Annotated in this window: 12 protein-coding genes; 9 read left to right on the top strand and 3 right to left on the bottom strand. The window is 47.1% G+C overall.

What is annotated here, in order from left to right; all coding sequences use genetic code 11:
• Positions 1-116: 116 nt before the first annotated feature.
• From ebgR to ygjK, 6 genes are all read left to right on the top strand, one after another.
• The gene (gene ebgR, locus KJB05_RS04155) at positions 117-1,103 is read left to right on the top strand and encodes a transcriptional regulator EbgR (protein ID WP_122019982.1); all 987 of its coding nucleotides are present in this window, start codon (positions 117-119) and stop codon (positions 1,101-1,103) included.
• A 340-nt stretch (positions 1,104-1,443) separates the two neighbouring features.
• Positions 1,444-4,542 carry a beta-galactosidase subunit alpha gene (gene ebgA, locus KJB05_RS04150; RefSeq protein ID WP_208444512.1) on the top strand — a complete coding sequence of 1,033 codons (3,099 nt, stop codon included), beginning with the start codon at positions 1,444-1,446 and terminating at the stop codon, positions 4,540-4,542.
• Positions 4,543-4,545: 3 nt separating this feature from the next.
• Positions 4,546-4,995, top strand: a complete 450-nt coding sequence (locus KJB05_RS04145) for a beta-galactosidase subunit beta (RefSeq protein WP_208444511.1) — start codon at positions 4,546-4,548, stop codon at positions 4,993-4,995.
• Positions 4,996-5,198: 203 nt separating this feature from the next.
• Positions 5,199-6,641: an amino acid permease gene (locus KJB05_RS04140; RefSeq protein ID WP_208444510.1), complete on the top strand. Its 1,443-nt coding sequence runs from the start codon at positions 5,199-5,201 to the stop codon at positions 6,639-6,641.
• A 355-nt stretch (positions 6,642-6,996) separates the two neighbouring features.
• Positions 6,997-8,052, top strand: a complete 1,056-nt coding sequence (ygjJ, locus tag KJB05_RS04135) for a protein YgjJ (protein WP_038894227.1) — start codon at positions 6,997-6,999, stop codon at positions 8,050-8,052.
• Between the two features lie 15 nt (positions 8,053-8,067).
• Positions 8,068-10,440: an alpha-glucosidase gene (gene ygjK / locus KJB05_RS04130; RefSeq protein WP_208444509.1), complete on the top strand. Its 2,373-nt coding sequence runs from the start codon at positions 8,068-8,070 to the stop codon at positions 10,438-10,440.
• A 14-nt stretch (positions 10,441-10,454) separates the two neighbouring features.
• Here ygjK and KJB05_RS04125 read toward each other — a convergent pair whose 3' ends face one another.
• Positions 10,455-11,411, bottom strand: a complete 957-nt coding sequence (locus tag KJB05_RS04125) for a LysR family transcriptional regulator (protein WP_208444508.1) — start codon at positions 11,409-11,411, stop codon at positions 10,455-10,457.
• 90 nt (positions 11,412-11,501) lie between these two features.
• Between KJB05_RS04125 and chrA the strand changes: the two genes are divergently transcribed.
• From chrA to KJB05_RS04110, 3 genes are all read left to right on the top strand, one after another.
• Positions 11,502-12,641 carry a chromate efflux transporter gene (chrA, locus tag KJB05_RS04120; protein WP_208444507.1) on the top strand — a complete coding sequence of 380 codons (1,140 nt, stop codon included), beginning with the start codon at positions 11,502-11,504 and terminating at the stop codon, positions 12,639-12,641.
• Between the two features lie 134 nt (positions 12,642-12,775).
• Complete coding sequence (locus KJB05_RS04115; RefSeq protein WP_208444506.1) at positions 12,776-13,882, top strand: phosphatase PAP2 family protein; 1,107 nt, start codon at positions 12,776-12,778, stop codon at positions 13,880-13,882.
• Positions 13,883-13,947: 65 nt separating this feature from the next.
• Complete coding sequence (locus tag KJB05_RS04110; protein ID WP_208444505.1) at positions 13,948-15,054, top strand: phosphatase PAP2 family protein; 1,107 nt, start codon at positions 13,948-13,950, stop codon at positions 15,052-15,054.
• Between the two features lie 72 nt (positions 15,055-15,126).
• On the opposite strand, the gene KJB05_RS04105 is transcribed toward KJB05_RS04110, so the two are convergent.
• Positions 15,127-16,140 carry a tetratricopeptide repeat protein gene (locus KJB05_RS04105; protein WP_005436549.1) on the bottom strand — a complete coding sequence of 338 codons (1,014 nt, stop codon included), beginning with the start codon at positions 16,138-16,140 and terminating at the stop codon, positions 15,127-15,129.
• 20 nt (positions 16,141-16,160) lie between these two features.
• Entirely contained in the window at positions 16,161-17,105 is a 945-nt protein-coding gene (locus KJB05_RS04100; protein ID WP_039986176.1) for a type II secretion system F family protein, read from the bottom strand.
• Position 17,106: the final 1 nt, after the last annotated feature.

The following is a 17,106-nucleotide window of genomic DNA, read 5'->3' as shown; positions in this document are numbered from 1 at the left end:
ATTTCATTCCTCGCACAGTTTTACTAAAAATTTGTGCATCCATAAGTAGCTGTTTACAATGGTGGGATTATTGCTTATCTCACTGGGACAGTGAGCTTTGCCAACGGGAAGTGAACATGGCAACACTAAAAGATATCGCTACAGAAGCGGGCGTCTCACTAGCAACCGTCTCACGCGTGTTGAATGACGATCCGACTCTGAGCGTAAAAGAAGAAACCAAACACCGCATCTTAGAGATTGCTGAAAAGCTGGAATACCGCACCAGCAGTTCGAAAAAAGCCACTAAAGAGGCGAAACAAAAACACCACTTTTTAGCCTTGTACAACTACAAGCAAGAAGCTGAGGTGAATGACCCCTACTACCTGTCGATTCGTCACGGGATTGAAACCCAGTGCGACAGGTTGGGCATTACATTAACCAACTGCTACGACAGCGTCATTGATGTCGAAACGCAAAAGATCACCGGTATCCTTTTGGTTGGTAAGACCGATAAAGCGATCATCAATAAACTACCTAAACGCCTCGCAGACAGCATTTGTTATATCGACTTCTCAGACAGCGACAGCGTGTACGACAGTGTTGATATCGATCTTGCTCGCATCAGTAAGCAAGTCGTCGACTTCTTTGTCGAACAAGGTTATCAGCGCATTGGTTTCATTGGCGGACAAGACGAACCCAACACGGCGGACATTCGTGAGAATGCGTTTGTGGAATACGGCAACCTAAAAGGTGTCGTATCAGAGAACGACATTTACCGCGGCGATTTTTCTAGCCTATCGGGTTACGACTTAGCCAAAGCGATGTTGGCAAAAGGCAACTTTCCGACAGCACTCTTTATCGCATCAGACTCGATTGCGATTGGAGTTTTACGTGCCATCCATGAGTTCGGTTTGAACATTCCACAAGACATTGCTCTGATCAGTGTGAATGACATTCCAACCGCTCGCTTTACCTTCCCACCGCTCTCTACTGTGCGAATTCACTCAGAGATGATGGGCATACAAGGGGTAAACTTATTGGTAGAAAAATACCGCGATGGTCGTGCGCTGCCATTGCAAGTTCACGTACCAAGCAAACTCAAACTGCGCGGTACGACTAAGTAGTTATCTCACTTCATTCTTATTTTATAAAGCACTGAATCCTCAGTGCTTTTTTATTTCCCTTATCTAAATCCCCGTCATTTTTTACTCATTTTACCCAGCAAATAAGCTTGGGATGCTATTCCTTTACGCTGATCACATCTTGCTTACCAATCACGTATTAAAACGTGATCGAGTTAAAGTTAAACGTTTTCATCAATTTATTTAGTAAAACTTTTACTAATATCTTTCCCAGATAACTCATAAGCCTTTTCACAATACATCGGCTGCATTTCTTTTGGGCAGATTCGACGCTGACGATACCGCGCCGAAATGACCAAACTAAGCCGAGGGGAGAACAAACGTGAACAACTGGGAAAACTTCCTTCACCTACATGAGAACCGTATGGCACCACGTGCTTACTTCTTCTCATACGATTCAGTTAAAAACGCACAAACGTTCCAACGCGAGCTGAGCAGCCGCTTTAAACTGCTGAGTGGTCAATGGACATTCAACTACTTCACTAACCCGCTTTTGGTACCTGAAGCGTTTTACTCTCAAAAAATGGAAGACTGGGGACGAATTACCGTTCCAAACATGTGGCAAATGGAAGGCCACGGTGACCTTCAATACACTGACGAAGGTTTCCCATTCCCTATCGACGTACCGTTTGTCCCAACCGACAACCCAACTGGCGCATACCAACGCACTTTCACGCTTGGCCAGCAATGGGACAACAAACAAACCATCATCAAATTTGATGGCGTTGAAACTTACTTCGAAGTTTACGTAAACGGTCATTACGTTGGCTTTAGCAAAGGCAGCCGCTTAACTGCTGAGTTCGACATTTCATCTTACGTTCAACAAGGTGAGAACTTATTGTCTGTACGCGTCATGCAATGGGCAGATTCGACTTACATTGAAGACCAAGATATGTGGTGGACGGCGGGTATCTTCCGTGATGTTTACCTTGTCGGAAAAGAGCACGTTCACGTCCAAGACCTGACTGTTCGTACTGATTTCGCCGACGATTACCAAAGTGCCACTTTAAGCTGCCAAGTTGAGCTAGAAAACCTGTCTACTACGGCTGTATCTGGTTACACACTGGAATACGCACTACAAGACAAAGGTAAAGTGATTGCTAGTGGCCAATGTGATGCACTGACTATCCAAGAAAACAGCCAAACAAACTTTGCCATCGATGTAGTGAACCCAACCCACTGGACCGCGGAAAATCCATACCTATACCAACTGTTCATCACACTGAAAGATGCACAAGGCAATGTGATTGAGGTGATCCCACAGCGCGTTGGCTTCCGCGACATCAAAGTGCGTGATGGTCTTTTCTACATCAACAACCAATACGTGATGCTGCACGGTGTGAACCGCCACGATAACGACCACCTAAAAGGTCGTGCAGTTGGCATGAAGCGCATCGAGAAAGATCTGATTTTGATGAAGCAACACAACATCAACTCAGTTCGCACCGCGCACTACCCTAATGACCCGCGCTTCTACGAACTGTGTGACATTTACGGCTTGTTCGTAATGGCAGAAACCGACGTGGAAACCCACGGCTTCGCGAACGTTGGCGATCTAAGCCGCATCACCAACGATGCCGCATGGGAAAGTGTGTTTGTAGACCGCGCAGAACGCCACGTTCACGCCCAAAAGAACCACCCGTCTATCATCATGTGGTCACTGGGTAATGAGTCCGGCTACGGCTGCAACATCCGCGCGATGTACGATGCAACCAAAGCGATTGATGACACCCGTTTGGTGCATTACGAAGAAGACCGCGATGCAGAAGTCGTCGACGTGATTTCTACCATGTACTCACGTGCGCAGCTCATGAATCACTTTGGTGAGCACCCACACGAGAAACCACGCATCATTTGTGAATACGCACACGCGATGGGTAATGGCCCTGGCGGTCTAACAGAATACCAAAACGTGTTCTATGCGCACGACCACATTCAAGGTCACTACGTATGGGAATGGTGTGATCACGGCGTATTAGCACGTGATGAAAACGGCCAAGAGTTTTACAAATACGGCGGTGATTACGGCGATTACCCGAATAACTACAACTTCTGTATGGATGGTTTGATTTACCCAGATCAAACACCTGGACCGGGCTTGAAAGAGTACAAACAAGTCATCGCTCCAGTGAAAATTCAAGCAGTAGAAGGTACGACAAACACCTTCACCGTAGAGAACAAATTGTGGTTTACCAACCTTGATGATTACACCATCACAGCGGATATCCGAGCGGAAGGTGAAACGTTGCGCAGCGTGCAGTTTAAGGTCGAAGAACTTGCAGAAAACAGCGCTCGTGAAATCACAATTAACCTGCCAGAGCTGGACGAACGCGAAGCCTTTATTAACTTCACCGTGCGTAAAGACAGCCGCACTTTGTACAGCGAAGCAAACCACGATATCGCGGTGTACCAATTCCAACTGAAAGAGAACACAACAAGCGAAGCCGAATTTGTTAGCCACAATGCACAAGCGTTAGTCACCACAGAAAGCCGCTTAGAGCACGTGATTGAAGGTCACAACTTCGCGCTGACCTTCTCTAAAGTCAACGGCAAGCTGACCTCTTGGCGCTTCAATGGTGAAGAGCTGATTCAGTCAGAACCTAGACTGAACTTCTTCAAGCCAATGATTGATAACCACAAACAAGAATACGAAGGTTTGTGGCACCCAGCGCACTTACAAATCATGCAAGAGCACTTCCGCACGCTGCAAGTCGAAGCAACGGATGAATCGGTTTCGATTACGACCACCAGCATCATTGCGCCACCGGTATTCGACTTTGGCATGCGCTGTACCTACCGCTACCAAATCAACGCACAAGGTCATTTGAATGTGGAATTAAGCGGCGAGCGCTATGGCGATTACCCGCACGTTATCCCTGTAATTGGCTTGGATTTGGGCATCAATGGCAACTTTGACCAAGTGAGTTACTACGGTCGTGGCCCTGAAGAAAACTACCAAGACAGCCGCCAAGCGAACTTGATTGATGTTTACCACAGCACGGTAGCCGACATGTTTGAGAACTACCCGTACCCACAAAACAACGGCAACCGCCAACACGTTCGTTGGGCATCACTGACGAATCGCCACGGCACGGGGTTGTTGGTGAAACCACAGCAAGAAATCAACTTCAGCGCTTGGTTCTACACCAACCAAAACCTGCACGAAGCACAACACACCATTGAGCTAGAAAAGAGCGGCTACATCACGCTCAACCTTGACCATCAAGTGATGGGACTGGGCTCAAACTCATGGGGCAGCGAAGTGCTTGATTCATACCGCGTGTACATGGACGAGTTCCGCTATGGCCTAACACTGATGCCACTTCAAGCGGGCGATTGCAGTGCACAGGCCATGGCAAACCATGATTTCGACAATGCGTTCTTCACTCAATCCAATACTCAAACAGCAAACGAGGCGTAATCCATGATCGTTTTAGACAACTTAGAACAATTCAAAGTCGTGTACCGCGACGGTCGTAAATGGAACCGCTGCGTGGAAGCGATTGAGAACATCGCCAACATCAAAGACGGCGTGATGTATTCGATTGGTGACTCTCTAGTTTACATGATTGAAGACGGGACAAAACAAACCGACCTGTTTGAAGGGAACCGCCGCTACTTCGACGTGCATTACTACCTAGAAGGCCGCGAAACTGTGGAGTTCGCCGACAAATCAGATTTACGCCTAGAGCAAGCATACCGTGATGAAACTGACCGCGAATTTCTCTCTGGTCAAGGTGATACTCGCGAGCTTTGCGAAGGCCAAGTTGCAATTTTTGATAACGATAAAGCGTACCGCTTCCACGGTGACAACCGAGTAAGAAAAGTGGTGCTCAAAGTGACCATCGAAGATGGCTATTTCCTAAATAAATAACGGCTTACAGGCAAGGCCAGACAACGCGTCTGGCCTAACAACAAAATAATTAAATAAACCCAAAGTAATTCAGATCACAGATCAGTTGTAGACCTCAGCAATCCCACGCGATTACGAATAATATTCGCCCAAGGATGATAAAACGGTCAATAGCACTATCACTGAGTTACGAAGGGAATTGACGTGATTCATCGGAGGACTCTATGTCTGAATCTATGCGCGGCACCATTGGCAAATTCGCCTTGCTGTCGATGACATTTGCGGCGGTATTTAACGTCCGTAACATCGTGAACAACAACATTGAGCTTGGCCTTAGCTCTGCCCCTATCTTCCTTTTCGCGACGATCGTTTACTTCATTCCATTTGTATTCATCATTGCGGAGTTCGTTTCGGCGAACAAAAACTCTGAGTCAGGCATGTACGACTGGCTTAAACAACCACTTGGCTCTAAAGCTGCTTACCTAGGTTCGTTCCTCTACTGGTTCGTGAACCTATTCTGGTTTGTGTCTCTGCTTCCAAACGTGATTGCTTATGCGTCTTACGCAATGCTTGGTTACGAATACACCTTCTCACCAATGGTGACGTCGGTGATCTCGATTGTTCTGTTCGCAGCGGCGACCCACATTTCAACCAAAGGCGCATCTTGGTTGGGCAAAATTTCTGAGCTGGTTGCTTACGGTGTGTTTGCCCTATTCGGCATTTACGTTCTCGGCGCGCTCATGGCATTAGGCGGTGACTCCTACACGCCAGCAGAACCAATCACGCTAGAAGCAATGAGCCCAACTATTAACTGGGCGACGCTAGGTATTATGTGTTGGATCTTCCAAGCAGCAGGTGGTGCAGAAACCGCAGCGGCTTACCTGAAAGACGTAAAAGGCGGCCAAAAAGCCTTCATCAAAGTGATCATCATGGCGGGCATCTTGATTGGTGCGATGTACGCTATTGGCTCACTTTTGGTGAACGTGTTCGTTCCGCGTGAAGACCTAACATACGCAGGCGGCATGGTAGAAATCTTTACTGGCATGGCGCAATATTTCGACATTTCAACAGTATTGGTTGGACGCTTCGTTGGCATCATCTTGTTCATCGCGATGTTTGGCTCAATGATGATGTGGACTGCAGCACCAGTAAAAATTCACTTCTCTGAAATTCCAAAAGGTGTATACGGCGAGAAAACCACAGAGCTAAACGAACACGGTGTACCAGTGCGTGCAGCATGGTGGCAATTCGCATTCGTTGTGGTGATGCTGATCGTTAACGGCTTTGGTTCAGAATCCGTGCAAGACATGATGAACCAAGCGATCAACCTAACCGCAGGTACGGCGATGCTACCGCCAATCTTCATCATGATTGCGTACTTTGTGTTCCGTCTAAAACACGACGATACACCGCGCGACTTCCGTATGGGTTCACGCAAAGTGGGCATGAGTGTGGTGTCGGTACTGATTGTCATCTTCGTGGTGAGCATGACCGCATCGGCATTCCCAACAGGTGTTGATTTGGTACGTGCGTTCTTCATCAACGTGTTTATGACTGCCGTCTTCTCTGCTCTGGCTTGGTGGTGGATTTCTCGCTTTGAAAAGAAGCAAGCTATCAAACAACAAGCAATGCAAGAAAAGGCACAAGAGCCAGTAACGCAATCATAAATAGGCGCTAATCCCCCAATTATTCAAAGAGCATCTTCGTGATGCTCTTTTTGCTTTTGTCCTGCTTCCCCTGCAAAACCACCGCTCTTCAGCTGTATTCTAGGGCGCAATTACATAGCAAAAACCATCATTCCCTCTTCCTATATAAGTGCTCTCAATCCATAAAAATAATAAGTAAAACTTTACTAAATATCGATCGCAATTTAACTATAGAGCATTTAATCAAATACCATTTGATCGATAAAATTGATCCCAAGTTTGCACACGAGCTGATCCTAAAGCCTTTAGAGCACCCCAATATAAATTCAGCCACGTCAGCAAACCATAAATCCTACTCAATTAAGAAGCGACTAAAATGAAGACTTGTTTTACTAAAACTGTTTTGTCCGGATTGATTCTTACCGCTGTCAATGTCCATGCATCTGAAAGCCAAGCTGACCATAGCCCTACTCAACCTCCAAAATCCGACGCAGAAGTCAGCTTCGACTTTTACGGCGAATTAGGCGTTGGTGGCCATGTCGCGTTAGAAGGCGAAAATAAAGGCCGCTACGCAGACGGTACTTACATCGAGGGTGGCCTCGCAGTCCAATACGGTAACTGGTTCGGCCTTGCGTATATGGAAGGTTGGACAGTTCAAGCCGACGACGATGGCAATGCTTGGGCGACAGGCCATGGTTGGGGAGGCTTCGAGGGTGGCTTCAACCGTTTCTATGCCGGCTACCGCACCGATGGCAACACCGAGTTTATGATTGGCCGTATGGACTCTTCTCTGGATGACGTTCAATGGTGGGGCGATGCGACGGTCGAATATGGCTACGTGATCTCCAATACACGAGACGTGTTCTTGGGCGCTAAGATCCAAAACCTTGAAGGTAAATTCCGCTACAGCATTTCAGCGGCTCCTGAGTCGGACTTCTCTGAAGATGATTCTTGGGTCAACTTTGGTAAATACGACCGCTTCGCAGATCAATGGATCGATAAGAACGCCATGGTCAACGGTTACATCCAATACGACATTGCTGAACACTTAACGCTTATGGGCGGCGCAGAAGTCCGTAACAACGACGGTGGTGAACTGTTCCTCATTGGCGCGGAATACAAAAACGTTGCCGCGCGTGTATGGCACGACACCGATAAGGGCAACCAAGTTTCAGACGGCAGCGAATCAGGCTTTATGACCAGTGCATGGTATGAAGCCGCTCCGGGTATCTATCTATCAGCGGCCTACAACTACGCCAACTTTGAATCAGATACCGCTGAAGACGAAATCACTTCTTACATCAACGCCGGCGTGTGGTGGGAATATGCCAACGGCACATGGGCAACCGCATTTGATAGTCGCTTCGCTGTCGGGGATGACAACGTGACGGGCGATGCTCAAGTTTTCGCAATGCAATATTTCTACTGGTAAACCGAGAAACCAAACATGACTCTACGTAAAACCCTAATTGCTTTAGCCGTTGGTTCAGCGGTGACACTCTCTGGCTGTAATACCGTCACAACTTCCGAAGCACCGTTACAAGCGAGCGAGTTTAAGAATGTAATTGACCGTACTGGCTCTCCAGAATACATGCGCGATTACGACTTTGATGACCACCAGCGTTTTAATCCATTTTTCGATATGGGCGCATGGCACGGACACCTATTGCCTGACAATGCAGAAGGTATGGGTGGCTTTCCTGGTACTGCGCTCCTGACCGAAGAATACATCAACTTTATGGCCAATAATTTTGATCGCTTAAGCGTGTACAAAGATGGCAAAAAAGTCGCCTTCGAAATGGAAGCGTACAGCTTGCCGGGCGCATTGGTGCAAAAGCTAACCTCTGATGATGTCACTGTAGAGATGACACTGCGCTTTGCTTCTGACCGCACTTCTCTGTTGGAAACCAGCATCACCACAGACGCCCCTGTTGAACTCGTATGGGACGGGCAACTGCTTGAGAAGTACCACGCGAAGGAAGGCAAATCCCAATCAGATAAAACCATTGATGAGCAGTACCCAAATTACAACCGCACTATCGTCACGACAGATGACGGCTTAAAGGTAACGTTTGGCAAAGTACGTTCAACGTGGGATCTGCTGACCTCTGGCGAGTCTGAATACCAAATCCATAAGTCCATCGATATGGACACTCAAGTAGATGGTCATCAGTTTACTTCTACGGCGGAAATCGACGGTTCAACCACGATTTACACCACCTACTCTCATGTCCTAACCGCAAAAGAAAACCAAGCTGAACAAGCGAAGATTCAAGACATTTTGGCAAATCCAGAAGCTTACCTTTCAGCTTCTGAGCAGCGTTGGGAAGACTATCTAACTAAAGGTCTAACCAACCCACACGCCACACCAGAGCAAGAACGCGTGGCGGTGAAATCGATGGAAACCTTGAACGGTAACTGGCGCGGTGTCGCAGGTGCGATGAAGTTTGATTCTGTAACCCCATCCGTGACAGCACGTTGGTTCTCAGGTAACCAAACTTGGCCTTGGGACACATGGAAGCAAGCTTATGCGATGGCGCACTTCAATCCAGATGTCGCGAAAGACAACATTCGTGCGATGTTCGCTTATCAAATTCAAGCAAACGATCCTGTTCGCCCTTGGGATGAGGGTTATGTGCCGGATCTATTGGCTTACAACTTAAGCCCAGAACGTGGCGGCGACGGTGGCAACTGGAACGAACGTAACACCAAACCAAGCCTTGCTGCATGGGCGGTAATGGAAGTGCACAAAACCACCGGCGATAAGGCATGGATCGAAGAGATGTATCCGAAGCTTGTGGCGTACCACAACTGGTGGCTGCGTAACCGCGATAACAACGGCAACGGCGTTCCTGAATACGGCGCTGCGGTAGACAAAGCACACAACACGCCAGAAGGTGAAATGTACTTTACGGTGGTTCGCGGCGAAGAGCATGAAACGATCGTGGGCAAGAAAGCGCTGGCAAAAGTGATGTCAGAGGGTAATTACGATTACATCGAGAGCCCAGCACAAACTGCCGCGTCTTGGGAGTCTGGCCGCGATGACGCAGCGGTATTTGGCTTCATCGATAAAGAACAGCTTGATGCTTACGTTGCCAAAGGCGGTAAGCGCAGCGATTGGGATGTAGAATTTGCTCAGAACCGCGCTGAAGACGGCACCTTACTGGGTTACTCACTGCTACAAGAATCCGTCGACCAAGCGAGCTACATGTACAGCGATAACCAATATCTGGCCGAAATGGCGGACATGTTAGACAAAGAAGACGAAGCCAAAGACTTCCGAGCGAAGGCAAAACATCTGGCGAACTACATCAACACTTGTATGTTCGATGAGTCGACAGGCTTCTTCTACGACATTCGCATCGAAGATAAACCACTGGCAAATGGCTGTGCAGGCAAACCGATTGTCGAGCGCGGTATGGGACCGGAGGGTTGGTCGCCACTGTTTAATGGTGCGGCGACTCAAGCTCATTCTGATTCCGTCGTAAAAGTGATGAAAGACAGCAATGAGTTCAACACGTATGTGCCACTGGGTACGGCTGCGCTATCGAACCCAGCCTTTGGCCCTGATATTTACTGGCGTGGGCGCGTGTGGGTCGATCAGTTCTACTTCGGCTTGAAAGGCATGGACAGATACGGCTATCGTGACGACGCCATTGAGATGGCAACGGCCTTCTTCCAGCATGCAGACGGCCTAGTGCAAGATGGCCCGATTCGTGAGAACTACAACCCACTGACGGGCGATCAACAAGGCGCACCGAACTTCTCATGGAGCGCAGCGCACCTTTACATGCTGTACAACGACTTCTTCACTGAGTAGAAATCAGTCGTCAATTACAGGGAGCCTTCGTTGCTCCCTGTAATCAATTCTGCCACCAGCTGACGCAGCCAAATTCCTTTATCCTCGTTGTTACGGCTGGTATGCCACAACATCGCGATATCAAAATCCGCTACCGCAATCGGCGGCTGGACGCTCACCAAATCGTCCGAGAACCCTTCCGCTTGCGCCATTTTCTCCGGCACAATCGCAACCAACTCTCGCTGTTTAAGCAAGTTTCGAATCGTCAGGAAGTTGCGTGAGGCAACAGTGACTTTTCGGCTCAAACCATGTTCAGCAAGCTTTTTATCTACTTGTGTGCTCTGGCTGCCATCAGGGCTTACGAGGGCTTGTTCAATATTGGCAAAAGCGTGAATCAACAATTGTGTTTCACCTTTCAACACTCGCTTATCACACAGACAGACGTGCTTTTCTGTGTAGAGGTACTGGCTCTCAAAGTTATCGTCGAGTACCGGCATGCTGCCGATGATGACATCTAGCTTATCGTGCTCCGTGATCGCCACGTAATTGCTGCGGTTGACGTTAATAAAACTGATTTGGGCTTCTGGCGCACGCTTACGGATTTCATCATAAAGCAGTGGTGCGAAGATGAATTCGGCGTAGTCGGTTAAACCAATGCGGCACACGCCAGAATAGTTTTCTGGCAGGAAAGCGGACTTCGTCAGTAAGTCTTTGGCAATCGAATCCAATAAATGATGCACCGTGGGCGCAATATGATGCGCGTGCTCGGTTGGATCCATCTTATGGCCTTTACGCTCAAACAATGGGTCATCAAACAACACGCGCAAGCGCGACAAACTATGGCTCATAGCAGACTGACTGACAAAGCTTTTCTCGGCCGCCAAACTCACACTGCGATAGCGATACAGATAAGAAAAGGTCACCAACAGGTTTAAGTCGATATTGCGCCACTGGATGTCATCTTTCACAGAACAAACCTCATCCCATTTCATTCATAGATGAAATTAAAACTATTAATTTGAGTCATCTTAGTACATTTCTTACAGTAGATGCAGTTTTATTGGAGATTTAACAGGCTCAACATGTTTACCATTTTTAAAACCTTTTTTTGGCTTGGTTGGATCAGTTTCGGTGGCCCTGCGGCGCACATCGGTTACTTCCGCCAAACGTTCGTTGAAAAGCTCAAATGGATTGATGACAGCGAATACGCACAGATCGTGGCTTTGAGCCAATTCTTACCGGGCCCTGGTTCTAGCCAAGTTGGCTTTGCTCTGGGTTATAAACGCGGAGGCTTAGGCGGCGCATGCATGGCTTTTCTTGGCTTCACGCTGCCTTCCGTGATCATCATGTTGGCGCTTGCGATTGTAAGCAGCCAGATCACTGATACGGCATTGTTCCAAAACATCGTTCACGGCTTGAAGTTGCTGGCGGTCGTTGTGGTGGCGGATGCGACTTGGGGAATGTACAAAAACTTCTGTCAAAGCAAACTAACTGCCGGCTTGTGTGTGGCAACCGCCATTGCGTTATTGGTTGCACCGAGTATCGCAACTCAAATGCTGGTACTCGTAGTAGCGGGCTTGATTGGCACTCAATATCTTAAGAAAGAATCCGCAGCGCCTGCCGAACCTTTTAAACCAACCATTGCACCATTGGCACTGTTCGCGGTACTTCTGATTGGTTTGCCGTTTGTGGCTCACACCCTGCCAATGCTTGGATTGTTTAGCGACTTCTTCCAAGCGGGTAGCTTAGTGTTCGGTGGCGGCCACGTGGTACTTCCGCTATTGCAAAACATCGTTGGCGATCAACTCAGCCAAGATGCGTTCCTAACAGGCTACGCCGCAGCGCAGGCAGTACCGGGGCCAATGTTTACCTTCGCGACTTACATTGGTTACGAGCTGTCTGATGCCCCTATCCTAGGCGCGCTAGTCGCAACATTGGGTGTGTTCTTACCGGGCTTCTTATTGCTGCTTGGCGTGCTAAAGAACTGGCAAGCACTGGCTGGTAAACCTGCAGTGTCAGGTGCCATCAACGGCGTAAACGCATCGGTCGTTGGTTTGCTATTGGCAGCACTTTACCAACCGGTATTCAGCAGCGCTGTGGTTGCCCCAATTGACATCGCTCTTGTGATAGCTGGCTTCTACTTACATAAGAAACTTAACTTGTCGGTACTTTGGATGATTGTGTTCTTTGTCGCGGCAGGCATTGTGACAGGCATGATGTAAGTTATTTCGCTTACGCCTCGTTATCCAACAGCAAACAAGTCATCCAACCAGAAACTACGGGCACTTCAACACGAGTGCCCGTTTTCTCAACTACGCTTATATAAGGTGGGGAAAATCAGGGTGATGGATCATCGATGGCGCAAGATAATAATTACGAATTGCCACTTAACTGGCAGCAAAAAGTGTCGCTTTGGTTTGGTGAGTTAAAGGTACACCTACTCAAAGACAAGGTTCTTTATTTATACTGTGCAGTCACGACTGTTGTTATCTATTCGCTTTCCCTCTACTTTCAATCCCCCATTCGCTATTCACTGACGACCTATTTAGAAACGATTGGCACCGCGTGCTACATCACCTTTTTAATGTGGTGTACCTATTACTACTTCTACCTTATTGTTCAAAAAGAGAAGTCCCCCACTAAACAGTTTCTTCGAAAGCTGGCACAGATTTTTTTTCCGCTAAATCGCACGATTGCAGTCGCCACGTTGGTCTTGATGTTGACCTTGGTGTTTTCAAACCACACCTTTTTGAAATCGCTGATCCCTATTCTGCACCCATTTAGTTTCGATGAAGCCTTTATCAATCTCGACCGCGTATTGCATTTTGGCGTCGACCCTTGGGTTATCACCCACTCTCTGTTTCCCGGAGCTTGGTCCTCATATGTGTTAAACATGGCTTACAACGCTTGGTTTTTCCTGATGTGGGGGATGCTGATTTTCTTTCTGATATACAAAAAACGCCCCCAACTTAGGCAGCAGTTTCTGCTTACCTTCGTCCTATCTTGGATGGTGATTGGATTCTTTTTTGCCACCTTACTTTCTTCGGTTGGACCTTGTTATGTCGAGCCTTTATCAGAGAACAATTACTTCTCTCCTCTCATGGAGACATTAAGAGCACAAAACCAATACTTGCTAGACATAGAAATTGGGCAACTGTGGGCGCTCGCGACACAAGAACACCTGTGGCATGACTATATTGAGCAAGCCAATAGTATTGGTTCCGGGATTTCTGCGATGCCAAGTATGCATGTGTCCATCGCTGTACTAATCGCACTGAGCATTTACCGCCTGAACAAAATCGCCGGTTACGTTGCATACTTTTTTGCGCTAATCATTCAAATCGGTTCGGTTCATTTAGCATGGCATTACGCAATTGATGGGTATTTCGCGACCGTCTTAACCATACTGATCTGGAAAGCCGTCGGTTACCTTATTCACCGCTACCCTTCAGCGTTTCCTTGAGAGACCACCAAGTAAGAAATCGAGAAATTAAATACAAATAAAGCCACTCACCCGAGGTGCGGTCTATGACACAAGAAAGTAACTACAAACCTCAAAGAGAAGCCCTCGATAAAGTCTATCAGTGGTGTGTATTACTCAAAATTGAGATCATAAAAGACCGATTTCTCTATCTGTATTGCTTACTCACAACCTCGGCTATTTATGCCCTAACGCTGTACTATTCGTTTCCGTTTCAGTATTCCGTTAACACCTATTTCCACACTCTATACCTTGCGACGTATTCTGCTTTTCTTATTTGGTGTACTTATTACTACCTGTATTTACTTTATAAGAAAGAAAAGCGCCCAACGAAGCGCTTTCTATTGAAGTTGAAGTCGATACTTCTTCCTCTCCACCAAACTGTTGCTGTCATCCTATTGTTCCTCACGCTTGGCGTGGTGTTCGCAAACTACACCTTCCTTAAGTTCATCATTCCAGTCATCAACCCCTATGAGTTCGACCATACGCTAGCAGAACTGGATAGAGTGCTGCACCTAGGCTCGGACCCATGGTTAATTACTCACTATGTCTTTTCATCACCTTGGGCTTCACTGCTGCTCAACACCGCCTACAACTTGTGGTTCTTTATCATGTGGGGCGTGTTGTTTTTCTTTCTCATATACAAGCGCCAACCAGTCTTAAGATTCCAGTTTTTGATTACGTTTTTACTGACGTGGATGCTGTTAGGAAGTGTCACCGCGACCCTCTTTTCTTCGGTAGGGCCGTGCTACCTAGAGTTGTTAACCGGAGATCAGCAATTTGCCCCTCTTATGGATACGCTCAACGCACAAAGCCAGTATTTAGAAGGCTACGGAGGGCTATCATTATGGGCATTGAATACGCAAAACTACTTGTGGCAAGCCTATGAGAATCAACAGAATGGTCTAGGTGCTGGGATTTCAGCGCTACCAAGTATGCATGTCTCTATCGCGATTTTGGTTGCTTTAAGCCTTTACCGGTTAAATAAAACCGCCGGCTATCTTGCATACGCATTTGCCGCGCTCATTCAAATCGGCTCAGTACATCTTGCATGGCATTACGCTGTGGATGGTTATGTTTCGATTATATTGACCATCTTATTGTGGAAACTCATGGGTAGGTTTATTGCCCGTTTTCCTCAGTGGTTCAATTAAGATAGCGATGTAAAAAAGCCACTCTTATCAACAAGAGTGGCTTTCATTATTATGACCGTAGTAGAGAGATGTTTATTGAAGAAAAGCAGTTGAAGTGTCTTTCTGCTCTCTTACCATAGACAGTGCACGCTCTAGGTTCTTATTAGCAAGTTCATAGTAAGCCGGATTTTTATCGATAGCCTGTTGCAAGTAAGGAATCGCCTCATCTGGTTTTCCTTGCAAGATCAGGAAGTAACCCACGTTGTTTAATGCTTCTGGTTCCGTCATATGACGAGTAAAAATATTGAGAGCTTGGCGAGGTTGATCTTTTGCAAGCGCAATCAAACCTAAGTTGTTAATCGCTCTTTCATTGCTAGGCTGCAAACCCAATGCGGCTTGAGTGAAGTGCGTTGCCTTCGAGTATTGTTTTTCCATGTAGTAGGAATAACCCAGACTCACTAGTGCATTCACGTTTCTCGACTCTATATCTAGCGCTTTTCTGAAAAGTGTTTGTGCAAGTTCGTGATCACCTCGAATATCGTACAGCACGCCTAAACCGGAATACGCAGCGACAGGTGAGTTCTCATCGTAGCGATAAGTCGCAATGTTTTCTTTAGAGACATTATCTTTCGTGATGTTGGGATCCCCTCCGAGGCGAGTTTGATCGGCATTCAGTGCACGTAAGTAGTAACTGCGCCCAGCCTCTCTGTCCCCACGTTTGGTGTAGAGCGTGCCTAGCTCTTCTAGTGAACCGATGTTATCTGGATTCTCTGCCAATGATGCTCTAAACGATTTATCTGCCAACTCTTGGTTGTCGCGAGCAAGGTGGATTCGGCCTACGGTATAGAGTGTTTTATCTTTGTGCTTCGCGTTTGGAAAAGAAAGGGAGCGGATGTATTCATATAACGCCAAGTCGGCATTCTTATTACTCAAAGCGATATCGCCTCGAGAAATCGCTTCTTCCTCTGTTTTTGGTGGTTCATCATTGGTAAGGGACTCTACGGGTTTACCCGAGTAAAGTTCCGAATTGAAGTCCGACGACGTATCTGTTGTTGAACATGCGGTAAGCAACAACAACGAAATTATGGCAAATCTCTTAATCCACATAACAAATCCCTTTTCTGCTTTTATTTAAATGCTTCAGCCAGTGAAATCAGCGCTGGACCAATTGCCACAATAAAAAAACATGGCCAAATAAACAGCACCATTGGAAACATCATTTTCACTGGGATTTTTGCAGCCATCTCTTCCGCTGCTTGTTGGCGCTTATCCCTGTAATCTTCCGTGTATTCGCGTAGGGAGTTGACTAAGCTCCCCCCAATTCTTGATGCATGGCTGAGCATACTCACGAGCCCCATCAATTCGTCTAAACCTGTGCGATAAACCAGTTCTCGAAGCGCTTCTGGCATGGGCTTACCTGCCTGAATTTTGTTACACACCGTATCCACTTCGTCAGCCAATTCAGGATGAGATATCACAAGCTCATCGGCAACACGACGCAATGCCGCATTAAAACCAAGACCAGACTCCGTACAAACCACCAGCAAATCCAGCATATCTGGAACCCCGGCACGAATCGCGCTTTGACGCTTATCAATCATGCGGCGAAGAATGAAGTCAGGGAGCACTAGGCCAACAAACACAGCTAACGCCATAAAAGTATAGAGGTATTTCGATTCAGGAATCGTCAAATAAACCAAGGTTGCAACCATAACACCGATGATGGTTGTCACGGACTTAATGGCATAAAACATTGATAACGAGTTACTTTGATGAAAACCCGCATGCATTAATTTATTGCGTGTTGTTTGGCGCTCTTTTTCGCTGGTTGGCGAAGTGAGTGGAGCAAGTGACTCTAGTGTGTCTGCGACTTTACTATTGGCAGAGACCTTTTCCCTTTTATCACCAGACAACTCCGCGAGCTTGCGTTTAACTGGTGAATTAACCCCTAAAGCAATAGAGCCGATGGTCATTACCACAAGAATCGTCGTAATGAGGATCAGAGCAAACAACAACGTCTCTTGATTAATTGCAAGACCGGCCAACCATGCTTGAATGCTTTCTGTATTCATA

This window comes from Vibrio sp. B1ASS3, assembly GCF_905175355.1.
Classification (GTDB): domain Bacteria; phylum Pseudomonadota; class Gammaproteobacteria; order Enterobacterales; family Vibrionaceae; genus Vibrio; species Vibrio owensii.
Note: the sequence above shows the minus strand (reverse complement) of the source record. Positions and strands in the feature narration are given on the sequence as shown.